The sequence below is a fragment of the Ferroplasma sp. Type II genome, from assembly GCF_000496155.1.
This window is the reverse complement of sequence record NZ_KI542764.1, coordinates 1-23,748: the sequence shown is the minus strand read 5'-3', so window position 1 is coordinate 23,748 and position 23,748 is coordinate 1. Positions and strand designations below refer to the sequence as shown.

At 37.9% G+C, this 23,748-nt stretch carries 29 protein-coding genes; 22 read left to right on the top strand and 7 right to left on the bottom strand.

What is annotated here, in order from left to right:
• The 11 genes from AMDU4_RS10495 to AMDU4_RS10445 form a co-directional block, all read left to right on the top strand.
• Window positions 1-192, top strand: a 192-nt coding sequence (locus tag AMDU4_RS10495; RefSeq protein ID WP_290705043.1) for a HEPN domain-containing protein, incomplete at its 5' end; no start/stop codon positions are given.
• A complete protein-coding gene (locus tag AMDU4_RS10490; protein ID WP_021787953.1) occupies window positions 168-518 on the top strand; it encodes a nucleotidyltransferase domain-containing protein in 351 nt (116 codons plus the stop codon). The genes AMDU4_RS10495 and AMDU4_RS10490, both read left to right, overlap by 25 nt.
• 137 nt (window positions 519-655) lie before the next feature.
• Window positions 656-1,762, top strand: a complete 1,107-nt coding sequence (iscB, locus tag AMDU4_RS10485) for an RNA-guided endonuclease IscB (protein ID WP_021787952.1) — start codon at window positions 656-658, stop codon at window positions 1,760-1,762.
• On the top strand, window positions 1,753-2,079 hold the full coding sequence (locus AMDU4_RS10480) for a hypothetical protein (RefSeq protein ID WP_290705040.1): 327 nt from the start codon (window positions 1,753-1,755) through the stop codon (window positions 2,077-2,079). The genes iscB and AMDU4_RS10480 overlap by 10 nt, the downstream gene beginning before the upstream one ends.
• Window positions 2,080-2,116: 37 nt before the next feature.
• Entirely contained in the window at window positions 2,117-3,340 is a 1,224-nt protein-coding gene (locus tag AMDU4_RS10475; protein ID WP_021787950.1) for a cysteine desulfurase, read from the top strand.
• Window positions 3,337-3,765, top strand: coding sequence for a Fe-S cluster assembly sulfur transfer protein SufU (gene sufU / locus AMDU4_RS10470; RefSeq protein WP_021787949.1), 429 nt, complete (start codon window positions 3,337-3,339; stop codon window positions 3,763-3,765). The genes AMDU4_RS10475 and sufU overlap by 4 nt, the downstream gene beginning before the upstream one ends.
• A 395-nt stretch (window positions 3,766-4,160) precedes the next feature.
• Window positions 4,161-5,537, top strand: coding sequence for a transposase (locus tag AMDU4_RS10465; RefSeq protein ID WP_290705037.1), 1,377 nt, complete (start codon window positions 4,161-4,163; stop codon window positions 5,535-5,537).
• A gap of 200 nt (window positions 5,538-5,737) precedes the next feature.
• Window positions 5,738-6,583, top strand: a complete 846-nt coding sequence (locus AMDU4_RS10460; protein ID WP_021787947.1) for a radical SAM protein — start codon at window positions 5,738-5,740, stop codon at window positions 6,581-6,583.
• Between the two features lie 2 nt (window positions 6,584-6,585).
• Entirely contained in the window at window positions 6,586-7,617 is a 1,032-nt protein-coding gene (locus tag AMDU4_RS10455) for a hypothetical protein (protein WP_021787946.1), read from the top strand.
• A gap of 126 nt (window positions 7,618-7,743) precedes the next feature.
• Window positions 7,744-7,911 (top strand): hypothetical protein, encoded by a 168-nt coding sequence (locus AMDU4_RS10450; RefSeq protein ID WP_021787945.1) that lies wholly within the window; start codon window positions 7,744-7,746, stop codon window positions 7,909-7,911.
• Window positions 7,841-8,170 carry a hypothetical protein gene (locus tag AMDU4_RS10445; RefSeq protein WP_290705034.1) on the top strand — a complete coding sequence of 110 codons (330 nt, stop codon included), beginning with the start codon at window positions 7,841-7,843 and terminating at the stop codon, window positions 8,168-8,170. Before AMDU4_RS10450 ends, AMDU4_RS10445 begins: the two co-directional genes overlap by 71 nt.
• A gap of 4 nt (window positions 8,171-8,174) precedes the next feature.
• Here the strand turns inward: AMDU4_RS10445 and AMDU4_RS10440 are convergent, their stop codons facing one another.
• Both AMDU4_RS10440 and AMDU4_RS10435 read right to left on the bottom strand, forming a co-directional pair.
• Window positions 8,175-9,440: a M20 family metallopeptidase gene (locus AMDU4_RS10440; RefSeq protein WP_021787943.1), complete on the bottom strand. Its 1,266-nt coding sequence runs from the start codon at window positions 9,438-9,440 to the stop codon at window positions 8,175-8,177.
• Window positions 9,441-9,449: 9 nt separating this feature from the next.
• Complete coding sequence (locus AMDU4_RS10435; protein ID WP_342765606.1) at window positions 9,450-10,241, bottom strand: SDR family oxidoreductase; 792 nt, start codon at window positions 10,239-10,241, stop codon at window positions 9,450-9,452.
• Window positions 10,242-10,385: 144 nt separating this feature from the next.
• Between AMDU4_RS10435 and AMDU4_RS10430 the strand changes: the two genes are divergently transcribed.
• The 5 genes from AMDU4_RS10430 to hsp14 all read left to right on the top strand — a co-directional run bounded on the left by AMDU4_RS10430 (window position 10,386) and on the right by hsp14 (window position 14,195).
• Window positions 10,386-11,576, top strand: coding sequence for an MFS transporter (locus tag AMDU4_RS10430; RefSeq protein WP_021787941.1), 1,191 nt, complete (start codon window positions 10,386-10,388; stop codon window positions 11,574-11,576).
• Window positions 11,577-11,662: 86 nt separating this feature from the next.
• The gene (locus tag AMDU4_RS10425) at window positions 11,663-11,974 is read left to right on the top strand and encodes a hypothetical protein (protein ID WP_290705028.1); all 312 of its coding nucleotides are present in this window, start codon (window positions 11,663-11,665) and stop codon (window positions 11,972-11,974) included.
• 10 nt (window positions 11,975-11,984) lie between these two features.
• Entirely contained in the window at window positions 11,985-12,458 is a 474-nt protein-coding gene (locus tag AMDU4_RS10420) for a P1 family peptidase (protein WP_306766125.1), read from the top strand.
• A 175-nt stretch (window positions 12,459-12,633) separates the two neighbouring features.
• On the top strand, window positions 12,634-13,695 hold the full coding sequence (locus AMDU4_RS10415) for an isocitrate/isopropylmalate dehydrogenase family protein (RefSeq protein ID WP_021787938.1): 1,062 nt from the start codon (window positions 12,634-12,636) through the stop codon (window positions 13,693-13,695).
• A gap of 119 nt (window positions 13,696-13,814) precedes the next feature.
• Window positions 13,815-14,195 (top strand): archaeal heat shock protein Hsp14, encoded by a 381-nt coding sequence (gene hsp14, locus AMDU4_RS10410; protein WP_021787937.1) that lies wholly within the window; start codon window positions 13,815-13,817, stop codon window positions 14,193-14,195.
• Here hsp14 and AMDU4_RS10405 read toward each other — a convergent pair whose 3' ends face one another.
• Window positions 14,196-15,722 carry an AarF/ABC1/UbiB kinase family protein gene (locus tag AMDU4_RS10405; protein WP_021787936.1) on the bottom strand — a complete coding sequence of 509 codons (1,527 nt, stop codon included), beginning with the start codon at window positions 15,720-15,722 and terminating at the stop codon, window positions 14,196-14,198.
• A 262-nt stretch (window positions 15,723-15,984) separates the two neighbouring features.
• Between AMDU4_RS10405 and rpe the strand changes: the two genes are divergently transcribed.
• Window positions 15,985-16,626, top strand: a complete 642-nt coding sequence (rpe, locus tag AMDU4_RS10400) for a ribulose-phosphate 3-epimerase (RefSeq protein WP_021787935.1) — start codon at window positions 15,985-15,987, stop codon at window positions 16,624-16,626.
• On the opposite strand, the gene AMDU4_RS10395 is transcribed toward rpe, so the two are convergent.
• Together AMDU4_RS10395 and AMDU4_RS10390 are read right to left on the bottom strand one after the other, a co-directional pair.
• On the bottom strand, window positions 16,621-17,574 hold the full coding sequence (locus tag AMDU4_RS10395; RefSeq protein WP_021787934.1) for an alcohol dehydrogenase catalytic domain-containing protein: 954 nt from the start codon (window positions 17,572-17,574) through the stop codon (window positions 16,621-16,623). The genes rpe and AMDU4_RS10395 overlap by 6 nt on opposite strands.
• 97 nt (window positions 17,575-17,671) lie before the next feature.
• Window positions 17,672-18,361 carry a tetratricopeptide repeat protein gene (locus tag AMDU4_RS10390; RefSeq protein WP_021787933.1) on the bottom strand — a complete coding sequence of 230 codons (690 nt, stop codon included), beginning with the start codon at window positions 18,359-18,361 and terminating at the stop codon, window positions 17,672-17,674.
• A gap of 98 nt (window positions 18,362-18,459) precedes the next feature.
• Between AMDU4_RS10390 and AMDU4_RS10385 the strand changes: the two genes are divergently transcribed.
• Both AMDU4_RS10385 and AMDU4_RS10380 read left to right on the top strand, forming a co-directional pair.
• Window positions 18,460-19,218, top strand: a complete 759-nt coding sequence (locus AMDU4_RS10385) for a polyprenyl synthetase family protein (RefSeq protein ID WP_021787932.1) — start codon at window positions 18,460-18,462, stop codon at window positions 19,216-19,218.
• Window positions 19,184-19,507: a polyprenyl synthetase family protein gene (locus tag AMDU4_RS10380; protein ID WP_021787931.1), complete on the top strand. Its 324-nt coding sequence runs from the start codon at window positions 19,184-19,186 to the stop codon at window positions 19,505-19,507. Before AMDU4_RS10385 ends, AMDU4_RS10380 begins: the two co-directional genes overlap by 35 nt.
• On the opposite strand, the gene xerA is transcribed toward AMDU4_RS10380, so the two are convergent.
• On the bottom strand, window positions 19,504-20,346 hold the full coding sequence (gene xerA / locus AMDU4_RS10375) for a site-specific tyrosine recombinase/integron integrase (protein WP_021787930.1): 843 nt from the start codon (window positions 20,344-20,346) through the stop codon (window positions 19,504-19,506). The two genes, AMDU4_RS10380 and xerA, sit on opposite strands and share 4 nt — an antisense overlap.
• A gap of 16 nt (window positions 20,347-20,362) precedes the next feature.
• A complete protein-coding gene (locus AMDU4_RS10370; protein WP_021787929.1) occupies window positions 20,363-20,833 on the bottom strand; it encodes a hypothetical protein in 471 nt (156 codons plus the stop codon).
• Window positions 20,834-20,932: 99 nt separating this feature from the next.
• On the opposite strand from AMDU4_RS10370, the gene AMDU4_RS10365 reads away from it, so the two are divergent.
• From AMDU4_RS10365 to ychF, 3 genes are all read left to right on the top strand, one after another.
• Window positions 20,933-21,985, top strand: a complete 1,053-nt coding sequence (locus AMDU4_RS10365) for an NAD(P)-dependent glycerol-1-phosphate dehydrogenase (protein WP_021787928.1) — start codon at window positions 20,933-20,935, stop codon at window positions 21,983-21,985.
• Between the two features lie 77 nt (window positions 21,986-22,062).
• Window positions 22,063-22,503 carry a UPF0179 family protein gene (locus AMDU4_RS10360; protein ID WP_021787927.1) on the top strand — a complete coding sequence of 147 codons (441 nt, stop codon included), beginning with the start codon at window positions 22,063-22,065 and terminating at the stop codon, window positions 22,501-22,503.
• A complete protein-coding gene (gene ychF, locus AMDU4_RS10355; protein ID WP_021787926.1) occupies window positions 22,503-23,675 on the top strand; it encodes a YchF-related putative GTPase in 1,173 nt (390 codons plus the stop codon). Before AMDU4_RS10360 ends, ychF begins: the two co-directional genes overlap by 1 nt.
• Window positions 23,676-23,748 lie beyond the last annotated feature (73 nt).

Sequence of the window (23,748 nt, the reverse complement as noted above, 5' to 3'; positions counted from 1 at the left end):
TTTGATGAACATGTAGTCAACACTGCTAAAATAATAGATAAATACTATATACCAACACGGTACACTGATGCATGGTCGGAAGGAGTACCAGAAGATTATTACACATTGGACGAAGCAAATGAGGCAATAAATTGTTCTGAAACAATAATCGATGAGGTTGAAAATAAATGGAAATCATTGAAAAAAGAATGAATCAAAGAAATGATATATTACATAATGCAATCAAATATGCAGATAGCCTTAAATTTAAATGTACAGCAATATTAATAGGGTCCTATGCTAGAGGAGATTTTAATTTGTGGAGTGATATAGATATATTAATTATTGGAGATTTTCAGGGCAATCCATTACAAAGATTAAAAAATATCGATTTCCCTCCTGGATATGAAACAATATTATTAACAATAGATGAAGTAAATAAATTGAAGTCTAAAAATAGCAAATTCATAAAGGATGCCTTTAATGATGGGATAATTTTAAGAGATGATCATCTTTTATTTTCATCCAATAGCAAATAGTTTTATAAAACAGGTCTATAGTCTCTTTTGCTCTCGTTATCCATGGAGGCCAACTACCCCTCCCTGACGGAAGGGGCTTGTCCCGTGAGGGGCATCGCAAGAGTTGATTAGGGGGCTTTGAAAACATGGAGAAAAATATGAAAGAGAAGCAGAAGTTAGACCGGAGAAATACATACACACCTACGGATGCTCCACAAGTCCGTGGCAACTGTGATCATGCATTAAACAGAGAGGAAACTCTCAGTGTGCATGGTTTAAAAACCCCTTCTAACAACCCCCATGTGGACCTACTCTCACCGGTAGGAGGGCATAAAGCCGATATGCCGGTATTTATTCTAAACGATGATGGAAAACCATTGATTCCATGCAAACCCGCCAAGGCAAGACATCTTCTAAGTGACAAGAAAGCCAAAGTAATTTCTTCTAATCCGTTCACAATACAGTTGCTTTGGCATTGTGAGGGAAACGTGGAAACAATAACACTGGGCATAGATTCTGGATACAAACACATAGGTTTTTCTGCTGTAACAGACAATAAAGAACTCATATCCGGGGAAGTAGTAATAAGAACTGACATACCGAAGCTCAATGAAGAAAAGGCAATGTACCGCAGAAAAAAGAGAAATAAGCTCTGGTACAGGAAACCAAGATTCATGAATCGTGGCAATAATAAAGAAGGACGGTTCGCACCAAGCATTGAACACAAACTGGAAACTCATATAAGATTGATTGAGAAGTTGAAGCGAATACTTCCCGTATCAAACACAGTGATAGAGGTTGCATCCTTTGATACCCAGAAGATGAAGAATCCTGAGATAAGTGGAATAGAATACCAGCAGGGAGAACTTCAGGGATATGAGATCAGGGAATATCTCCTTGAGAAATTCCATCGCACATGTGTGTATTGTGGCAAGACAGGTGTGCCTCTTGAAATAGAGCATCTAACGCCCAGATCAAGAGATGGTCCCGATACGGTCAATAATCTCGCAATCTCATGTCATGACTGTAACCAGAAGAAGAACAACCTCACAGCAGAAGAGTTTGGATATCCTGAAGTGAGGAAGAGGGCATTGATCACCATGAGAGATGCAGCATTCATGAACACTGTAAGGTGGAAGCTTACACAACTTACAGGATCAGAACATACATTGGGATTCATTACAAAGAAGAATCGTATTTCTCTTGGTCTGGATAAAACCCATGCCAACGATGCATTTGTGATTGCTGGAGGAACATGCAGGTAAGATCCACTGTTTTCAATGCAACACAGAGACGGAGAAATAACCGTTCCCTTCAAATTAACAGAAAGGGGTTCATGCCATCAATAAGAAGGAAAAGATATGCATTCCAGCCTGGAGATATAGTTGTGTATGATCATGAGAGATTCAGTGTTGTTGGTATGCATAACTATGGGAAATCAATCGTAATAAAAGGAGGAGGGAAGAAGATGGACATAAACACGAAGAAGGTCAAGCTGGTAAAATATGGAAAAGGATTGCAATTCGCACCCCAATTCCTTCCCACCCTTTCGGATGGGGTCTCATTGGGGGGAGTTAGATGAATGTTATATTACTTAAAAACGAAATGGGGTTAAAAGCATGATTACAGCATTGGTTGATATCACAGAGGATTTTCCCATACTCAAGCGGCAAATTAATGGACATCGATTAGTATATCTGGATTCAGCTGCAACATCCCAAAAACCACAATCAGTCATTGACTGCATCACCAGATACTATGAAAACACCAATGCCAATGTTTTGCGGAGTGTACACACTCTGGCAGAAGAAGCAACGGTAGCGATGCAGGACGCCAGGGAAAAGATTGCACGCTTCATCCATGCCAACTCTGCCCGTGAAGTAATATTTACCAGGGGAACGACCGAAAGCCTCAACACTATTGCTCGAGCGTGGGGAGATAAATTTTTAAAAGAAGGGGATGAAATTGTCCTTTCTCCCATGGAACACCATTCCAATATTATCCCATGGCAGCAGTTAGCGAAGAGAAAGGGAGCGCATTTACGATACATTGATCTCAATAAAGATGGGACAATTACTATAGAATCCGTAAAAAAACAAATTAACAACAGAACCAGAATTGTGACCCTTTCAGCGGTGTCAAACGTGTTAGGCACCATAAATCCCATAGCTGAGGTAGCAAAACTGGCGCACGAGGTTGGAGCTATTATGGTCGTTGACGGGGCTCAATCAGTCCCGCACCAGCCCACAGATGTTCAGAACCTGGGAATAGATTTCCTTGCTTTTTCCGGCCATAAGATGCTGGGGCCTACTGGAATAGGTATTTTATGGGGCAAAGAAGCTTTACTGGAGGCTTCGGACCCAGTCGTATTCGGTGGAGAAATGATTGCATATGTTGACAGAGAACATGCAACCTGGGCCGAACTCCCTGCAAAATTTGAGGGGGGTACACCGCATATTGCTGGGGCTATTGGCCTTGGCAGCGCTGTGGATTACTTAAATGCTATTGGCATGTCCAGAATTGAGGAGCACAGCCGGGAACTTGCACAAGAAACTTATCAGAGGTTAGAAGAGATACCTGGAGTCATAGTCTATGGTCCGCCTTATCCACGAACCAGCGTTGTAGCCTTTAACATTTCAGGAATACACTCCCATGATGTCTCTCAGGTTCTTGATGCGCAGGGAATAGCCATCCGCGCCGGACATCACTGTGCCCAACCTTTGATGCGCTGGCTGGATGTTGGATCTACAGCCCGTGCCAGCTTCTATCTATATAACAGTGGTCAAGACATTGATGCTCTTGTGGATGCCATAAAGACAGCAAGGAGGTACTTTAAATTATGAATCTTGATGATATTTACCGTGAGGAGATATTAGAACATAATCAGTCGCCAAGAAATTACGGACATTTGGAACATCCTACGGAAAGTGCCGGACTATTAAATCCAACCTGCGGTGACCAAATTAAATTGGAATTGATCATAAAGGAGGGACGAATTGAGGACATTTGCTTTAGCGGGCAGGGATGTTCTATCAGTATGGCATCGGCATCCATGCTGACTGAAGCCATTAAGGGAAAAACTGTTGATGAGGCACTGACACTGGTATCAAATTTCAAAGCCTTCCTGGCAGGTGGAACCTCAAACGTTCCTTTAGGTGATTTAGAGGCACTGCATGGTGTATCACAATTTCCTAGTAGAGTGAAATGCGCCACATTAGCACATAATGTCTTGGAAAAAGCTATTGCAGAATACAAGCCTGAACAGTAGAACAAAAGTCGTCTCCCAAAGCACTGTTCCCATCTTTAGAATGGTGAGCTACTTCATACCAGGGCATTGAGGCTCCTGTTTCACCGACAAAACTTGCACTTGCATATGGACTTATATTAAATCCTTTGAGTATAGAGGCATTATCTCTATCAGGCTTGAATTCTCTGTGCCCACGGATATTTATAAGAGTTGAAGCTTTATTCAAGTACTTCTGTTATTCCTTTTATTAATTTATATAGCTGGACTTTTGCGTTAATTTTATTTATACCCTTAACTCTTTAATTTCTATGTAATAGGCATCCTATTTTTTACATTTAATCCATTACCAACATAGTATTTCTGGTTATCTGCATTGAATGGAAAGATTAATATCCATATTACGTATAATGTGTAATATGGTAGAACTTCCAGACTGGGTTAGGAAATACAAGACCAAGGGTGTGGAGATCAGGGTCTCCGGTGAGAGGTATTATGCATATAAAATGTCCAGCAGATGGAATAAAGACAAGAAAAGGGCTGATAAGGTAACCGGAGAGTACCTCGGTGTTGTGACAAAGGATGGAATAATAAAACCAAGATCTACAGGCATGGTAAGGTCTGATTATGAATATGGGAATATAGCATTGCTCTATGGAATAGCAGAGAAGACTATACTTCCTGTATTGAAGGATATATATCCATACATGTACCGGAGGATTATCAACTATGTAATCCTCAGGAATATACAGCCATTGCCCATGAAATCTGTACGGTACCTCTATGAGAAGACATATCTCTCCAGGATATCAGATGAATCCATGACAGCTTCTTCAATATCCGGAATGCTATCCTCACTTCCGGAAGACAACAGCATCAAGGCCATGAAGAGGCTCACAGAAAAGGGTGAATATGTACTCATGGATTCAACTGCAATATTCTCAAGGTTTGAAAATATGTCATTCCTGGAAATTGGCCATAATTCAAAGGAGATTCACCTGCCACAGATCAATGTAATGATGCTCTTCTCCTCAACCAGGACAATGCCAACATTTATCCGTATACTGCCGGGGTCAATAAGGGATGTCACAGCCATGGCCAATACTGTTGACATTGCTGGTGTTGAAAGATGCGTTATAGTTGCTGACAAGGGATTCTTCCCTGCAGACAATGTGAAGAAGCTTAAGAAAAGGCATCTCAGTTTCATCATACCATTAAGGAGGAATTCATCACTTATTCCAGATTCTGGAGAATTCTCAGGTGTCTTCATGTATGATGGAAAGCCGGTGAAGTACTGGAACAGTGAGAATGATGTGTATATCTTTGAGGATCCTGTTCTGAAACGTGAGGAGGAGAAGGATTACCTCATACGCATACATAAAAATGCAAGGAGCAAAACATCATTCAATGAACGATCTGAGTATTTCGGTAAGCTATACCTACTTTCTGATCTCAGAGAGAATCCGGAAAGGATATACAGGTTATATAAGCAGAGGGAATATGTTGAATATGCCTTCAATGTGTACAAGAATGATCTTGAAGCAGATAGATCATATCTCAGGGATGATCACATGCTCTTCTCCTACATGTTCCTGAACCTTCTGTCTCTGTACCTCCATTTTCAGATACTGAATATGATAGATGGGAAATACAGTGTCAGGGATGTTCTGCTTATACTTTCAAGGGTAAAGGCCTATAGAATGGAAAGCGGAGAGATCATGAGTGAGATACCAAAGAAAGCAAATGATCTGGTGTCAACCCTAAAGATAAATCTTGACCTATTACGTAAAAAATGATGAGTTAAGGTTATACTTAACAATTTAAGTAATCGCCCGATATCCAAAAATCTCTTCCAAAGCCGATTTTAAGAAAAATCTTATATATTAAATTTAACTTATAATTAACTGGAGGTGAAAAGTTGAGCATCAGAATTCTACATCAGGCAATGATGAAGAAAATTAAGAGGAAGTAATTTCCACTTTACAATAACTAGTTTATGAAAGAACACAAAGCATTGGATAGGGTTACATTGGTAATGGGCTATGAGTGTAATCTAAACTGTTCATATTGCCCAGTTCATAACTTAAATTATCTTAGAAATCCCCTATCGCTGTCTGAATGGTCTTGGATTATTGAAAAATTAGTTCGCTCTTTTAACGAAGATATACCATTTTTTTTGAGCGGTGGAGAACCCACTTTCAACTTTGGACTTGTAAATCACGTAGTTTCCACACTTTCAAAATACAACAGAAAAACCATCTTGATAACCAACGCTACTCTATTGAATAAAAATAAGATTAAAAAATTGACTGAAAATAAGTTAAGCGGATTACAAGTCACATTCCACTTTTATTATTTTAAGGACGTTGAAAAAATGAGAAAAGAATTAAAAAGAGTTTTAATTTTATTGACAGAATATAAAAAATTAAGTTCTGGAGTTACTGCACTTTCGGTGAATATAAACACTGAAAGAGATTTTTTAATTTTAGAACAACTAAATAAAATTGCAGTGAAAGGTTACCTTAATGAGATTGATATTTTAGAATTGTCTCTTTTGAATGAACATGTAAAAATATCTCCATCAAACTCCTATCTTAAAAATTTAAGGGAGTATACAGAAGTTGAAGTTTCCAATTATGAAAGAAATGACGCAGAACTGAGGGAGATCGCTATAACTCCAGATGGTTTTGTTATCCCCATGGAAACCATATATCCATTGATGCTCAAAGATCGTACAAAATCGAAAATTTTTAAGAATATCAGAGAAAGCGACTTTAATGAAATCCTGAATCTAGAAAATTTGACCGTATTTGAGGATATTATAAAAAACTGGAAGGAATAAAAATGAGAAATCAACAACCTTATTTAGTATTTTTGGACTTCTTCATCACAATGATTGGTGCTTTTGCTATATATTCAACAAATTTTATTGCATATTCCAATTCAATACCAATTATTGGGAGTCTCTATGGTATTTCAATTGTGATCCGAGGTTTCTTACCCCTATTAGTGCATAAGAACTGGCTATTCAGAAATTTACCGATCGTTCACCTGTCTTTCCTGTTTCTTGTGGTCACATTCGCTATCCTCTTTAATAATATTGTTCTTTATCTGGTTGGTATATCGGTATCTCTATTCCTAGGAATGTTCACTGGAAGTTATGTATATAACCTTGAAATTACCTGGGCCAAGGATTTGAGTGAACCTTCAAAATTCTTTTCACTGGTTACCGGTGCTGAGGCTTTTGCGTTTCTTGTTGCCCCGATACTTACTTATGTCACTCCAGATAAGATCCTTTTTTTGTCAATTCTATTGTCTCTTATTACTCTGGCAGCCTTATTTCTGTTTTACTTCAGGTATTTTGGAGGGGTCGAGATAAAGCCAAAATTCTTTTCTGGAGAGATTGCCATGGTCAGGAAGATTGCAATCATTACGATAATTGCGAGCTTGAACTGGTTCCTGCAGTATCTCTGGATGGGCATGGTATTTGGCCTTGGGTTGAAACAAGGTGTTCCAGACACATTGATACTGGGCGCAATTGAAGGAGAAACTATATTATATATGGCAATACAATTTGCAATCAACACAAGGGGATTGAGGTCTTACGCAAGGGTAAATACTGGACTGGCGTTAATATGCATATATGCTATAATGGTTGCATTGTTCGTTTCACTTACTTTCATAATGGTCAATCATTTGATTTTTCTGCTCCTATTGTTCTCTTTTGCCATTTCTTCTGCTGTAATTGAACCACTGGTTGATACTTTAATTTCTTCAACTGACCGGGCATCGGAAAACTCCACAATAATCCTAAGTTTTAAATCCATTGGAGGAGGACTTGGGTATGCTTTATCCTCCTTCTTACTTGCTATTTGAAGACAATTATCAACAGTATGGCAACCTCAAAAGAAGAAACCGGTTATGGATAGTTTAAGGTTAAACAACTGGAAAGAGATATATATAACAGATGATTTATATAAGTATTTAAAGGAGGTGATGTAAATGTCTGGAAGAGTATATACAGCTGAGGAGAAACACGATATAATAATGGAGTCATTCCAGAATCCTGATATTACAATATCACCAAAATGCAGGGAACATGGACGAATACGATCCATTCTCTGGAAAGAGGAAAGGGTTCATGGTCCTCATGAGTTCACAGCCCATTGAAAGTGATGAGCTTATACCACTGTATTATACCAGGCAGTTTGTGGAGAAGGCATATTCATACTCAAAGGATGACCTTTCACTGATAGTATACATGGAAATGCAGAAGGAAATTGGATCTGTTGAAATGTCCCTTGACATATTGCGGAATTTGAAATGCAAGGTATCGGAGAAAAATATTGTGATACAGGAACTGACGAAGGATCAGAAGAAACTGTTTGAGAAAATAGGGGTCATAGTGCCTAATATTATGGGAATTTAGGATATCACACACCCCTGGTTATTTCATAAAGACCTGCAGCAAAGCCAACGATGGATTTCTTAAGATCATTAATCAATATTTTTTCATCATTCATGTGAGATTCCTCAAGGATTCCAGGACCGTAATTAAGTGACGGAATTCCTGCCTGATGTGTGAATCTCATATCAAATGTTCCTGGAGACAGAACTAATTCCGGTTCACTTCCAAGGGCTTCCCCAAGGCCTGCCCTGAAAAGACGGTAAAATTGATTTTCTATATTCTCTATTATGCTATCAGTTATATAATGTTCATTGATCCTGACTTCATACCCAGAACTTTTTGCATAGTCCATAATTAAATCGTATAGTTTGTCTTTTTCCTCATTTAATTTTTCTTCCGGTATCAATCTTCGATAAATAGAAAATTCGCATTCATCCGCTATGGTATTAGCCCATGTACCACATTTTAAATAACCTATTGCCAGACCAGGCTTTTTTGAACCAGGTGGAATTACATTGTATTTTGAAATCCTTGATTTCTCAATTTTCTTTCCATATTTATTTATAATGCTTATAAGATCTGTAGTACCTGCTATCGCGTCCTTTCCGAGATATGCCATTGAACCATGGCTCTTTTTGCCTATAACCTTTACAGTTATAAATATAGCACCGCGGTGGCCATAGCATATGTTGTTAACCCCCAGCGGCTCAGTATAAATCACGAAATCTGTATTTTCCCTAGATATCTTACCCGATTCAACAAGATAATACACTCCAGCATTTTTATTTCCAACCGTTTCCTCATCAGGGACGACCGTCTGTGTTACGGTTAATTTTTTCCATATATCCGGAACTGTGTTTTCAAGTAGTTTTATACCGTATACCTGCATTGCAATGCCCCCTTTCATATCACTAGATCCTCTGCCATAAATGAATTTACCGTCATTTACAGACATGAATGGGTTTGTTTTCCAGCCCCTTCCCGCTGGAACCACGTCATAATGGCCATTTAATACAATTTTTATGTTTCCACTGCCCTTTGTGCCTATCACTGATGGCCGTGGACCATTTCCAAACTCACATAATTCCTGCAATCTATCCGTGGGTACCTCAATAATATCTGTTCTGTAGCCCTCATCCATGAGTTTTGCCCTGCAAAGATCGGCGAACTGTTCATAATTCGTTCCAGGGGGGTTTTCAGTGGGTATCTTAATCATTTTTGCAAGGAATTCTGTGGCGTCCTCAATCATTACATCAATATTTTTATTTAAATTTTCAATTATTGGATCCACATTATCGCCCTATAATTTTGGTTCAAATCTGCCATCAATGGCTGTCCAGCCACCGTCAACAAAAATTACCGTCCCGTCTATAAATGATGCTGCAGGCGTGGTAAGGAAGACAGCAGGTCCAGCTATCTCATCAACAGATGCCCATCTGTTTAACGCGCTTCTCTCGCTATATGCTTTATACCATTCGGGATCATTTTTTATCTGCTGTGTCAGCGGTGTATCAACAACACCTGGTGCTATGGCATTTACACGTACATTGAACTTGCCAAGCTCACATGCCAGGCCTCTGACAAGCTGTACTATGCCTGCTTTGGTCGCTGCATATGCTGATTGCCCTTCTTCAACCATCATACTTCTAATGGAGGATAAAACTACTATGCTTCCGTTAACTTTTTTATTCACCATAGATTTTGCAACTTCACGCATGGCTATAAAATTCCCCTTTAAATTGAGATCCAGTACCCTCTGGAATTCATCGTCAGTGTAATCTAAAAACTTCTTTCTGATATTTATACTGGGTGTGATAAATGCAGCATCTATTTTTCCGAAACTCTCCTCTGTTTTTCTCACAAGCTCTGCTACGCTATCGGTTTTTCTAATGTCAACCTGCATTGATTCAACGTTTTCATACTTATCTTTTAAAATTTTACTCGTCTCAGATAATCTTTTTGAATCGTAATCAGACATCATAACATTTCCACCCATTCGAGCATAAAGGTCGGAAATTCCAAGGCCAATACCATTAGCAGCACCAATTACAAGTGCAGTTCTGCCATTTACAGTAAATACTTTATTTTCAATTGCCATTTTATAATACACCAGAAAAAATAATCTTAATTCTTATATATAGGTTTTTATTTTAACTGCTCTACATTATAATATAAATTATAATATAATTTATTATATATAAAAAAAATTTATATATAACCAAAACGTAAAACCTGGATGACAGTTTATGGCCTTACAAAACAAAGATGGCTTCAGGTTATTTCAGCTTATTCTGGATGGTTAATGGATGGCTATACAACTATAGCATATGCTCTTGTTGCAGTAACAATTTCAACAATTTTCTTTCCAAGCACCATTGGCATTTACGGTCTAGTTGCAACCTTCGGTGGGCTAGCTGTCGAAGAAATAGCCAGGCCTGTTGGATCAGTAGCGCTTGGCAATTTCCTTGGGGATAAAATAGGCAGGAAAAACATGTTAGTAATTACTATAATCGGATTTTCAGTATTTGCAGCATCAAAAGGGCTTTTACCTTCATATAAATCTATTGGCATTGTTGCACCCATACTTTTATATGTAATTTTATTCATAGAAGGAACTTTTGCCGGGGCAGAGTATGGTGGGGGAACAACATTATCAATGGAGGATGTCCCTGCAAAAAAAAGGGCACCAGTTGGGGCATTTGTGCAGAGTGGTTTTGGGACTGGATTTTTTATAGTTTCATTTGTTTTTGCGGCACTTTCTTCATATTATGGCAGGGCTGAATTTGCAGTAATCGGTTGGAGGGTTTTATTTTTTACAACCATAATACCAGGGCTTTTAACACTTATAATACGTTACATTACATCTGAAACTCAGATCTTTGATGACATGAAGAAAAATAATGAAATATTAAGGGAACCTGTTGTGGGACTTTTCAAAAAAGGAGGGAAACCTCTGATCTTTGCTCTTATATTCACATCAGGACTTCTGTTCATAAATACAGTAACATTCTCATTTTATCCAGCACTTCTCGCATTACTTAATCCAGGACTCAGTGACGCAAAAATAGGAACATACAATGCCCTTATAAATTTAGTTTCACTGTTTGGTGTGTGGATAGGTGGTATAGCCGCGCTGCTCATAGTTGGAAGAAAGAAAAGCATTTTGATTTATTCGCTGATTTTTATTATCCTAACATATCCCATAGCATTTTTTGCATTTAAGGGCGGTGCCATAATAGACCTTATAGTTTTCAGTGTCCAGGCATTCTTTGAAGCCATGATATTTTCAACGCTTCCTGCATTTCTGGCTGAGTCGTTCAGCAAAACATTCAGGACTACAGGTGTGGGTTTTGCCTATAATGGTGGTGCCATATTCGGTGGCTTTGCCATCAGCATTGTGTCTATTCTTCTCAACAATTATGCATAGCCTTTTCGCGGCATGGACCCTGTGGCTATTCCTGGCAGAATTGATTATGATGTTGGGGATTCTTGCATCGGCGGAAACATTCAGGTATGGAGGCCCGGATAAAATTGCCCAGTAAAATTTCAAGTATAACAGTTGACGGGTTTTCAATATGCGGTTACACCGATACAGAAATGAATTCAGGAATGACATTATTACTCTGCAAAAGACCAAACACTGCCGGCATATTCAAATCCGGTGGTGCACTGGCTACCCATGAAACGGATTTGCTTAAATCAACACACAGGAGCGATTATTCTATAGATGGCATTTTTCTTACTGGAAAAAGTGTGTTTGGTCTCGGCATAATATCAGGGATTTATGAATGGATGAAAAATAACATGAAGGAGCCTAAAATTTGATGGCAATTACATACCCATAGTTCCCGGTGCTGCTATATATGATCTCTCTGAGAATGACCAGATACCGGGCACTTCCTGGGCTATAAATGCATTAAAGTCCATCGGAAATGATATACCCATTGGTCCTTACTGGGGTGGTACAGGTGCCACTGTAAGTAAATATAAGGAAGACAGAAAAATAAAATCCGGTCAGGGTTACTACGAAATTTCCAGGGGAAATATAAAAGTAGGTGTGCTTGTAATATTGAACAGCCTTGGGGATGTATATAATTTTGATGGAAAAAATATCACTGGCAGTGAGCTAAAATCCCTGAAAGAACTAAGTTATAAAATGGATAATGGTAATATTTGGCAAATTTTTACTAGAAAACTTGGTTTTAATACAACAATAGGAGCCGTGATAACAAATGCAATTATTAGCAACAGTGAGGCAAATTACATCGCCGAGTCCGCTAATTTTGGTTTTGCCTCAAGAATATGGTGATACGGTATTTTGCGCCTCATCCAATAAATATAAGGAGTCTTTAGATACTGTTGCGGAGATGGCAAGAATGGCCGCTGAAATGTCTGTGCTTTCCATATTTGAATGATAAAACGCATCATCTTATGTTTATTTCTAATAACAAACCATTAATATTACTGTTGATTTATTGAAAAATATGGATATAATGGTATTGAATGGTGACGGTATAGGGCCGGAGATTATGGATGCAGGCACAAAAATTTTAAAAAAACTTAATGATAATTTCGGTGTAAATATTAATCCTGTGAAATACGACATTGGTGCCAGATCCCTTGATCAGGGCAAATATAAAATCGAAAACATACTTGAGGAGGCCAGAAAATACAGAGCAATATTGAAGGCTCCAATGGGGGATCCGAAACTTAGGAACACAGGGGGTACCGAAATAGCCCTTGACCTCATTCTTGCACTCAGATTTGACCTGGATCTTTATGCCAATGTAAGACCAGTAAGACTTTTACCAGGAGTTTCTTCACCCCTTATAGGATATAAAAGCATGGATTCCATTAATTATACCATAATCAGGGAAAATAGTGAGGGGCTTTACTCCAGCCATTTTGGGGGCCTTGTACTGCGTGATGAGGTTGCAATAGATAATCAAACTATAACAAGAAAAGGTACTGAAAGAATAGCAAAATTTGCATTTGATCTTGCCTTAAAAACGGAGGGCGCCCCAAAAAATGGGGAGAGATCTGTAGTATGCACAGACAAAAGCAATGTCTTAAAGTCCTTTGCATTTTTCAGGAAAATATTTTCTGAGGTTTCACTGGAATATAAACAGATAAAACCCAGGTATATGTATGCTGATGCAATGGCACAGTATATGATACTAAACCCCGAGGAACTTAATGTTATTGTAACTGAAAATATGTTTGGAGATGTACTTTCTGATCTGGGGGCTAGCACAGTTGGCGGTCTCGGATTTGCCTACAGTGCAAATGTATCTGACAGCATGGGAATGTTTGAACCTGTTCATGGCAGTGCCCCGGATATAGCTGGTAGGAACATTGCAAATCCAACAGCAATGATAATGTCAACGGCAATGATGCTGGATTGGCTTGGTTACCCTGAATACAGAAAAACCATAGAAAAGGCACTTTTTAAAACCATTGAGATTGGCGTTAAAACCACCGACATGGGAGGAAATGCATCAACGTCGTTTTTCACTGAAAATATATTGAACAATATGGATCAGTGAGCTGCTAAGTTATTTGAAAGAGCTGGTTTGAGATGTTATTCATATTGGGGAATATAATAAATTTCACCGTTCTTTCCATGTAACATAAACTTTTAGTACTCATAATTTATATTTAAAATATGTACAGACCGCTAAAGTATTACTCAGATGAGTTTATAAAAAACATAAATAATCGTGCAAAGGAAATAATGACTTTCATGTATCCGCCAGTCACTGTGTACGAAGACAATGGGTATATAGGAATTGAGGCAGACCTTCCCGGATTTGACAGAAATGACATAAAGGTTACTCTGGAGAAAAACGCCATAGTCATCAGGGCTGAAAGGGAAATAAAACCTGAGGGTACAGTATTTGAGAACCAGAGACCTGAAAAAGTTTTCAAAAGAATGTCCCTCCCCATGGAAGTAGATACTGAACAGGATTTCTCTGCAAAATACACCGATGGAGTTTTGTCCCTGAAAATACCAGTAAAAAACGTTAAAACGGTTAGAATAGAATAATTATTTTTTTATTGTATAAGCAAAAAGAATAATGTCTATTATTATAATAACATAGGATAATATTGGGTGAATTCTGGAAAACAGGACCATTGCAATGAGAATTGCAGAAAGAAATACGGTGACAGGAAGTTTTTTGCTTTCCCTGCTTTCTCCATTTCTCTCCTCAAGTGCACGTTTTAGCAATGGTAGAACATCAAGACCTTTTTCAATTGATATTACAGATTTCTGGGCAAATTCATTCATTTCCTTGAGATATAATTCCTGAAGCATTCCCTCATTGTAAAGTATGTCACGAAGTACAAGCACGAATTTGAAATTTGGATCAAGTGTCTTACATATGCCCTCGAGCAAGGAGGACATTCTCATATATAATACAAGCTCCCTGGGAAGATGAAAGGGAAATTCAAAGATTACATTATTGGCGATTTCAAGCAATTCTCTAATATCCATTTCATTCACATTAGTTCCAGAAAGGTTGGCTATTGAAAGTTCTATTCCCTTCCGGATGATTCCCCTGTTTGCGGCAGGAGACAGCGCGTTCAGCTCCAGTAGTGAATCCATGATGGTGTCTGGATCCTTATTGATAAGGCCGTCATAGAGCTTCAGTAGCCTGAATCTAGTATCATCATCCAGTTTTCCTACCATTCCAAAATCATATAGTATTATTTTTCCTTCATCAGATACGGCTATGTTGCCTGGATGTGGATCAGCATGGAATATGTCGTTCCTCAGCAGCATTCTGAGAAATGTGAGATCAATGTTGTGAGCCAGTTTTGGAAGGTCTATTTTCTTTTCCTGCAGTTTTTTTACATCCGTAACCTTGGTTCCTCCAATATAGGTAAGTATTATAACCTGCTTGGATGCAAAAAGGACTTCGGGTATTATAATATCATATTTTTTTATATTATTTTTTATCCGCTTTATATTTTCCGCTTCTATGAGGTAATTTGTTTCGTCATATATCCTTGCAGAGAAATCAGAAAGTACGTTTGATATGCTAATATAAAGATAATTGTCCATGAAACGCTTGAACATGTTAAGCAGTTTCTTTATTATAATTAAGTCCCGTTTCAATATATTGTCTATATTATACCTGTTTACCTTTACAGCCGCATCTATTCCCCTGTAGGTTGCACGGTACACCTGACCCAGTGAAGCTCCTGATATGGCATTTTCATTAAAACTGTCAAAAGTCCTGTCCATTTTCCCAACATTTTCCTCTATCATTTGCCTTGCATATAGGAAATTATCCGGTGGCACCTTGTCCTGGAGATCGGAAAAAGCCTTCAGATATTCTTTTGGCAGAAGATCTGGTCTTGCTGATAACACCTGTCCCAGCTTTATAAATGTTGGACCAAGTTCTATAAATGCATTCACTGCAGACCGGCCATGCTTTTCTATTCTATAATCATATTCTTCCTGTTTTTTGGATTTTTTACGGTCAGAGCTGAATTTCAAAAATACTGGCAGTAATTTTACAAGGTATCGAAGTTCTGTCCTGTTCAGTCCCTTTAGCTCAGCATTCACCAAAGTCTATATAACACATGCTTTTAACTTTTATGAGTGTAGAACCACTCTTCAGACACAGTGCTTATCAACATGGAAAATACAACTGGAGAACGGAAACCAGATACATATGCGAATAGAATGTAATCTATTGAAAACAGGATTTTTGAGAACATATATTTATAAAATTATGTGGGAAAATTGAAACATCAACTTGTTATATCTGAAAAATTTGTGATAAAAAAACATAAATCATAGCTTATAATCCTATAACGTGAAAAATATGGAAATTTCTCCATCAATTATTTCCAGTGATCTCCTGGACTTGGGATCTCAGATAAGAGAATGCCAGAATGCGGGTGCGGGGTCATTTCATCTGGATATTATGGATGGCCATTTTGTAGATAATATAACTATGGGGCCTGATATGGTTTCGGCCATAAGGAAAGGCACCGATCTCAGACTGGATGGCCATCTTATGATAGAACGACCTGACAAATATTATAAATCTTTCATAGATGCTGGATGCGACGTTCTTTTAATACATTATGAAACACCAATAGAGGTTGGAAATTTTTTAAAAAAACTGGATAATGAGAATATAAAGTATGGCATTGTAATAAACCCTGATACAGATATCAAAAAAATATACAGATTTATCCCAAATTGTGAAATAGTTCTTGTTATGTCTGTATATCCAGGGTTTTCTGGCCAGAAATTTATTGAAAAATCCCTAGAAAAGGTCCGTGCCCTGAGAAAATATATAGATGATAACAATTATAGCACCAAAATAGAAATCGATGGTGGGATAAACGATGAAACCGGAAAACTTGCTGCTGAAGCGGGAGCGGATATTCTGGTCTCGGCTTCCTATATATTCAAAAATGGGATTGCTCGAAGCATAAAAAAATTAAAATCCTTATAGATTAAGGACTATTCTACCATTTACCCTGTCTTTGAATGCGTATAATGCATCTTTTATATCCCACAGGCTGTATTCCTTATAGACAGGGAGCCGGAAATTGCTTTTGTCAAGCATGCCAAGAAGCTCTGATAAATCCTTTCTGGTCCCTCCGGTTGATCCTATTATTTCCAGTTCATTTGTATAAACATTGGCTATATCCAGATCTGCCATTCTACCGGTTAGCATTCCATAAGTAATTATTTTCCCCCTTCTCCTTAAATGCTTTATAGAGTCGCCAAAGAGTTTTCCTCCAAGAGGATTTATAATAATGTCCGCAGAAAAATCTTCTGGAATCGAATCCAGTACGTGAATTCCCAGGCTTTCCAGATCCTTATTCCTGGAATATACATAAACATCAAGCCCCATGTGGCGTGCTATCTGAACTGTGAATATTCCAGTATTTCCAGCACCATATACGAGTATCTTATCATTTACATTAGGTCTGGCACGCTTCAGTGCCCTATAGGAAGTTAATGCACCTATGCCTATGCTAACAGCAGTATTGTCGTCTATGGCCTCTGGAACTCTGAAAAGATTTTGCTCACCAATATTAATATATTCAGAATATCCTCCATTTGTCATTACTCCCCATAGACCTCCATTGTAGCACAGGTGTTCATTCCCAGAATAGCACATGTCACAGCTATTGTCAAAAATATGGCTGTAGACAATTACTCTGTCACCCTTATGTATGTGTTTTCCTTCTTCCATGGCAATCCCCATGACCTCAGAACCAGGTATATGTGGCATTGGATTGACATTATACACCACATTTCCATCTATGAGTTTGTAGTCCAGTGGATTTAGCCCCGCCTTTATTATCTTCACCTTTATGCCCTCTCCTTCTGGGCTTTTGTCCACTATTTTTATATTCTCTATTCCGGGTTTTGCAAATTCAATTGCCTTCATAAATTAATATCAATATCATATTATTAAATTTATTTACCTTAATATTTCAAGAAAATTATATCTAAGGTTTTCATTCTGTGTATGAATTTCAAAAAAATTATTTCACATTCTCTATTTTAGATTTCAATGCCTTTAAGGAAAGGTTTTCTGGAGAGGTCTTCAGTGCATTTTCCACCACTTCCAGTGCCTTTTTCCTGTTGCCCATTAAGGTATATATATTTGCCTCATCCTTATAATATTCAGGATTTCTTGCAAGTTTTATGCATTCTTCCAGGTCAGCAATAGCATCCTCATATTTTTTCATTTCAGTGTATATCTGTGATCTTTTATAAAGAAAAACAGGGTCTGCTGAATTCAAATACACAGCCTTATTGTAATCTTCAAGAGCCCTGTCACGTTCCCCTTTTCTCCAGTAAACGTTACCTCTGTTGTAATAATAATCTGGCACATCATCTTCAATTTTTATCGCTGCATCAAACTCAATTAAGGCATCGTCAAACTTGTTCATATCATCATATATGGAACCAAGTGTGTTATGATAATCCCCCCTGTCCGAACTAATCGCTATTGCACTTTTGCAATCCTTTATTGCTTCGTTGTTCATATGCATAGAATAATAAGCAAGTGCCCGGTTGATATAAAAATCAGGATCAGTTTTAATAAGATTAATTGCCTTTGTAAATTCTTTCACTGCATCAGGATATTGCATCACATTGAAATAGGATATTCCACGTTCATTATAATCATCAGCTTCATCGTCTTTTTTATATACGTAATTTCCTGCCATAATATAAGGTATTTATATTTCGTATATTAATATTAAGTGGAAAAGATCATGAAAAAAGTTAATAATAATTTAACTGATTACCGGATAAATTGAACAATATGGAAAATTACAGAAAACGCCTTGATGATCTCAGGGAACGGATAAATTATCAGCTTGAATCATATTTTAAGTATAAATTAGATGAATGCAATGACAGCAAGATAGCCCACGTAATAGAAAAGCTACGTGATTTCACAATGAATGGAGGCAAGCGTGTAAGGCCAATACTTATGATAATGGGCTACAGCATGTTTGCCGAACCAGATGATAGAATAATTAAAGCCTCAATTTCCATAGAGATGGCACAGTCATTTCTGCTAATACACGATGATATAATGGATCAGAGTGATATGCGCAGGGGAAAACCCAGCTTCCACAGGGCAGTAGAAAAAACGCTGAATGGGGATAGTGTGGAAAGGATCGCCGAAAATATTGCAATCAGCGCAGGTGATCTCATTGATACATTCTCCCATGAGGCACTTTTGCGTTCTGGGTTCGGCCTGGAAAATCTCCTTGATGCCGATTTTGAATTTTCAAAAATAATTGAGGATACAGGGAAAGGACAGATACTGGACATATATTCCTCCATAGAGGATGTGTATAGCGAAGACCGACTTATAAAACTGCATTTCCTTAAAACTGCTAGATACACCATACAGGGGCCCTTACTTATGGGTGCCTACCTTTCCGGGAATAAGAAATATATCCAGGACATAAAAGATTACGGAAAATATGCCGGCATAGCATTCCAGCTTTATGATGATCTGTTAGGGCTCTTCGGCAGTGAAGAAAAGACAGGGCAAATCTATCAAAAGTGATGTTAATGAGGGCAAAAAAACACTGTTAATGATAAAAGCCTATGAAAATTCCAGCGAAGAAATAAGGAAGTTCATAGAAAGTTGTCTTAAAAATGGCAATATAAATGATTCTGATTTTAACCGCCTAAGAGAGATAGTAAAATCAACAGGATCCTATGAATATACAAAGCAGAAAATAGACGAATACAACGGCCTTGCGCGATCAGCCCTTGCAAGAATTGATGGCAATCGGGATACGATTGAAATGCTTGATTTTCTGCTGGAATACCTTATAAAAAGGGAGAATTAATATTTTGGCATATGCTTCGAGTACATTTCCTTCAATGTATTGTCATCAATATGGGTATATATCTGTGTTGTGGCAAGGCTTGAATGCCCCAGTATCTGCTGTATAAACCGTATATCCCCGCCATTACGTAAAATGGATGTTGCAAACGTGTGCCTTAGAACGTGTGGTGTCACATTTTTTGTTAGCCCTGCATTTCCTGCGACTCTTTTTACCATTCTTTCAACTGTGCTTGTATTAAATTTTGTTTTCTTATTAGATATGAAAAGATAATTATTGTTGGATTTTATTCTTATCCTGTCTTTCATATATGATTTTACATGGTCACGGCAAATATCCGGCATTACCACAATTCTGTCTTTATCCCCTTTTCCACTGTGTATATAGATTATATTTTCGTCAAAATCCACATCCCCTATTTGCAGATTAGTTAATTCACTGACACGGATACCTGTATAAAGAAAAACAGATATCACAGCAATATCCCTCGTCCCCTTTGCACCGTTAATCAATACGCCGGCATCTTTCTGGTTTAGGTAAACAGGCATTTTCTGTGACCTTCTTGGTGGCACGAGATTCGGTGGCATTTCCCTATTCTTGAATTTGTAATAAAGCTTAAGTGCCTTCATAGCCAGATACTGCGATGCCTTTGAATATTGTTTCTCGGTTACAATGAAATTTTTGTAATTTTCTATATCATCGAAGTCTATTGCAGAAACATCCTTATTACAAAATGAGAGGAATCCGGAAATTAGAAATTTATATTCCTTGATAGTGTAGAAGCTCTTTCTTTCTGTAATCATGAATCTTTCAAAGGATTTCAATTCACCGTCCAGGTTCATATTCTTGTATATATTATCACCTATTATCTTTATCCTTTAAATTTTCAGATGACCCTGTCCGCATTATTAAATTACTGTTATTTTTTGAATCAATTGAAATGTAATAGGCTATAACCAGAGTGAAAAATAAAAGAGAGAGGCCTTCTACAATCAGATATCCTGCCCGGAGCCCGTTGTAATGGTTCCCATTTATTGGGGATACGTGCGATACCAATGATATGGTGGCACCTGCAATTATAAATGTTAATGCTGCTGACACAAGGTAAATCCTGTGCTTATTGAAATTAGTGGACGGAAAGAGAAGTCCGACGACAACAAATACATCGCCGAATATCAGGAATAATGGAAATATTCTGGGTATTATGCCGAAATAGTGTCCCGATTCAAAATATGCTGAAAGAGTGTTTACCGGAAGAAGAAAAATAAACAGGTATGTCAGTAATACTATCACAATTCCAGCATAAAAAAATTTATTGTACCTGTTCATACTAATAATAATTGTCTGACATATTTAAATGTTGTGTAATAGTAATTTATAATCGGATTCAATACGTAAATTTATATTCTAATTGAATATCATAATTTGATGGAATTCAATAAAACCAAGGCTATGCATTTTCCCAACGATGTTTACATTGGGCATAACGCCATTGATAGTATACGTCAAGTGGCTGAAAAAAATTTAAAATCTGGTACAATTTTGATCATTTCGGGACAGAAAACGTACGGAATAGCGGGAAAAGCCGTGGTGGATCGACTTCATGGACTTCAGTATCACATTATTATGACCGGAACTGCAACGATGGAAGCAATACAAATGGTCAAGGAAGAGATATCACATAAAAAGATAGGACTGATTATTGGTATTGGAGGAGGGTCTAAAATTGATATGGGCAAAAAGATTGCCTTTGACCTTAATGTGCCATTCATAAGTTTCCCTACTGCACCAAGCCATGATGGTATTGCATCCCCAAGAGCATCCATATATGACGGAAAATCTTTTCTATCCATAGAAGCTGCAATGCCTACGGCTATCATAGCAGACACCGGAATCATGGCAAAGGCACCATATCGTTTTGCCGCTGCCGGTGCATCTGATGTTATAGCCAATATTACAGCAGTTATGGACTGGAAACTGGCCAACAGGATAAAAGGTGAGGGATTTAGTACAACAGCAGCAGTGATATCTGAGTATTCCTCCAGGGAGTTAATAGAAAATGCTAATATTATTCAGCCGGGACTAGAAGCCAGCATATGGATGATAACAAAACAGATACTTGCATCTGGAACTGCCATGGCTATAGCTGGAACATCGAGGCCGGCGAGCGGAAGTGAACATCTATTTGCACACGCACTTGAAATTCTGGGACCTGGAAATGCAATGCATGGAGAGCAGGTGGCAATGGGGTCCCTCGCAGCCATGTACCTTCACGGTGGAGACTGGAAAATGCTTTATGACACTTATAAAAAAATAGGGGTATCCACAAAAGCAAATGATTATGGGATACCGGATGAAATTGCCATCAAAGCCCTGTCAATAGCCCATAGACTGAGACCCCAGAGATATACCATACTTGGGGAAACGGACCTGAGTGAAGAGGTTTCCAGGAAGGCGTTGAAATTGACTGGAGTAATATAATTATTAAGTTAATATTGGATGTGGAGATTATATAATTTTAAATCATAACTTTAATAAACCATTTAATTTTATGGAATGTGATCAAATTGAATAAAATAAGTTTAATTGGCGTTGACTTGGCTAAAAAAGATTTAGTGTTTACATTCAGAGGCCCATTATCAGGAAAATGTGATGAATGCAGGATAAAGAATGTTTGCTTCAATCTGGAGCCAGGAAAATCATATAGAATTACGGAGGTAAAGGAGCAGGTTAACCCATGTTTTGTTTATGACAGGGATAAGGTTTCCACAATTGATGTTGAAGAAGTGCCCAACACATACAATGTCCAGAATGGGAAACGGCTCATGGAAGGGTCTTCAATGGAGTTGCGGAGCATGAAATGTGATTATCTTACCTGCCCAAACATCGAAAAATGTAATCTTTTAAACATGAAAGGAAATAAGAAAATAGTTGTCAAGAAGATCGTTGGTAAGATAAACTGCCCAAAGGGATATGACATGCGTGAAGTTGAATCCTGATGTTGAAAATAGGATTGATAGGAAAGCCAAATGCTGGCAAATCTACTTTATTCTCAGCCATAACATCAATAGATGTTGATATAGCAAATTATCCTTTCACCACAATCAAACCTAATGTGGGCATCTCATTTATAAAGGACAAATGCCCGGAAAATGAAATAACTGCTAAATGCAATCCCCGGGAAGGAAGATGCGTTGAAGGTATAAGATATATTCCCGTAGAAATAATTGATGTCCCGGGATTGATAGAAGGCGCAAGCGAGGGAAAGGGTATGGGCAATGAGTTTCTCGACAACGTGCGGGATGCTGACATAATAATCAATCTTTTTGATGCTTCCGGCATGACCGATCTGGAAGGCAATCCATCGGAGAATAAACATGATCCCGGGGAAGATGTGAAATTTGTATACAGAGAGATAGTAAACTGGATGAACGGAAAAATATCCAAGGACTGGCAGAAATTTTCCAGAAAGGAAGACAATAGCCCAGAACGCCTTGAAGTCAAGATGCTACAGAAGGCTGCAACTTTCGGACTTAATGAAAAGGATGTCATTTTTATAATGACTAGGGAGAAATTTCCAGACAAACTTATACACTGGGGAAATGAAGATATAAACAGGTTTTCAGAAGCTATACTAAAATATGCCAAACCTGTATTCAACATAGGAAATAAATCTGATCTGCTGACAGAAGAGGCGTTAAAAGAATTTTCGGGTGAGGAAACAAGCTATCTGATTTCCGCACAGTATGAACTTTTAATAGAAAAGGCATTCAATAATGGATACATAAGCTCAGATGGAAATGATTTTACATTTACAGCTAAATCTGGGGAAGCACAAAAAACTGTACTCAACGAGATAATATTAAAATATAAGAGTGGGAGTATAATGCGTTTTTATGACGTACTTACTGCTATTATAAAATCCCTGGGATACATTGTTGTATACCCTGTTCTTGACGAAACCAGGTGGGAAGACAAAAACGGAAATGTACTACCGGATGCATATCTCATGAAAGATGGTGATACTGCACTGGACCTGGCATACAAAATACACACGGACATAGGGAAGAACTTTATACGTGCCGTTAACGGGAGAACCAAGAGAATAATTGGAAAAGATTATAAATTATTAAATAATGACGTTATTAAAATAATTTCAAATTCAAGGTGATATAGTGCCCAATGGTATGAATGCAGGAAAAAAATTAATGAAAGCAAGAAAACATTATGCGTGGTCGGATCGT

What these genes read in the sequence shown, in the direction of transcription:
- AMDU4_RS10395 (WP_021787934.1), bottom strand. Translation starts at nt 17,574, where the DNA reads ATGAAGGCAATTGAATTTGCAAAACCCGGAATAGAGAATATAAAAATA.
- xerA (WP_021787930.1), bottom strand. Translation starts at nt 20,346, where the DNA reads ATGAACCTGGACGGTGAATTGAAATCCTTTGAAAGATTCATGATTACA.
- AMDU4_RS10390 (WP_021787933.1), bottom strand. Translation starts at nt 18,361, where the DNA reads ATGGCAGGAAATTACGTATATAAAAAAGACGATGAAGCTGATGATTAT.
- AMDU4_RS10480 (WP_290705040.1), top strand. Translation starts at nt 1,753, where the DNA reads ATGCAGGTAAGATCCACTGTTTTCAATGCAACACAGAGACGGAGAAAT.
- sufU (WP_021787949.1), top strand. Translation starts at nt 3,337, where the DNA reads ATGAATCTTGATGATATTTACCGTGAGGAGATATTAGAACATAATCAG.
- hsp14 (WP_021787937.1), top strand. Translation starts at nt 13,815, where the DNA reads ATGTACAGACCGCTAAAGTATTACTCAGATGAGTTTATAAAAAACATA.
- AMDU4_RS10425 (WP_290705028.1), top strand. Translation starts at nt 11,663, where the DNA reads ATGGAGGCCCGGATAAAATTGCCCAGTAAAATTTCAAGTATAACAGTT.
- AMDU4_RS10445 (WP_290705034.1), top strand. Translation starts at nt 7,841, where the DNA reads ATGGACGAATACGATCCATTCTCTGGAAAGAGGAAAGGGTTCATGGTC.
- AMDU4_RS10365 (WP_021787928.1), top strand. Translation starts at nt 20,933, where the DNA reads ATGGAATTCAATAAAACCAAGGCTATGCATTTTCCCAACGATGTTTAC.
- AMDU4_RS10465 (WP_290705037.1), top strand. Translation starts at nt 4,161, where the DNA reads ATGGTAGAACTTCCAGACTGGGTTAGGAAATACAAGACCAAGGGTGTG.
- AMDU4_RS10475 (WP_021787950.1), top strand. Translation starts at nt 2,117, where the DNA reads ATGATTACAGCATTGGTTGATATCACAGAGGATTTTCCCATACTCAAG.
- AMDU4_RS10430 (WP_021787941.1), top strand. Translation starts at nt 10,386, where the DNA reads ATGACAGTTTATGGCCTTACAAAACAAAGATGGCTTCAGGTTATTTCA.
- ychF (WP_021787926.1), top strand. Translation starts at nt 22,503, where the DNA reads ATGTTGAAAATAGGATTGATAGGAAAGCCAAATGCTGGCAAATCTACT.
- AMDU4_RS10385 (WP_021787932.1), top strand. Translation starts at nt 18,460, where the DNA reads ATGGAAAATTACAGAAAACGCCTTGATGATCTCAGGGAACGGATAAAT.
- AMDU4_RS10490 (WP_021787953.1), top strand. Translation starts at nt 168, where the DNA reads ATGGAAATCATTGAAAAAAGAATGAATCAAAGAAATGATATATTACAT.
- rpe (WP_021787935.1), top strand. Translation starts at nt 15,985, where the DNA reads ATGGAAATTTCTCCATCAATTATTTCCAGTGATCTCCTGGACTTGGGA.
- iscB (WP_021787952.1), top strand. Translation starts at nt 656, where the DNA reads ATGAAAGAGAAGCAGAAGTTAGACCGGAGAAATACATACACACCTACG.
- AMDU4_RS10450 (WP_021787945.1), top strand. Translation starts at nt 7,744, where the DNA reads ATGTCTGGAAGAGTATATACAGCTGAGGAGAAACACGATATAATAATG.
- AMDU4_RS10370 (WP_021787929.1), bottom strand. Translation starts at nt 20,833, where the DNA reads ATGAACAGGTACAATAAATTTTTTTATGCTGGAATTGTGATAGTATTA.
- AMDU4_RS10415 (WP_021787938.1), top strand. Translation starts at nt 12,634, where the DNA reads ATGGATATAATGGTATTGAATGGTGACGGTATAGGGCCGGAGATTATG.
- AMDU4_RS10460 (WP_021787947.1), top strand. Translation starts at nt 5,738, where the DNA reads ATGAAAGAACACAAAGCATTGGATAGGGTTACATTGGTAATGGGCTAT.
- AMDU4_RS10455 (WP_021787946.1), top strand. Translation starts at nt 6,586, where the DNA reads ATGAGAAATCAACAACCTTATTTAGTATTTTTGGACTTCTTCATCACA.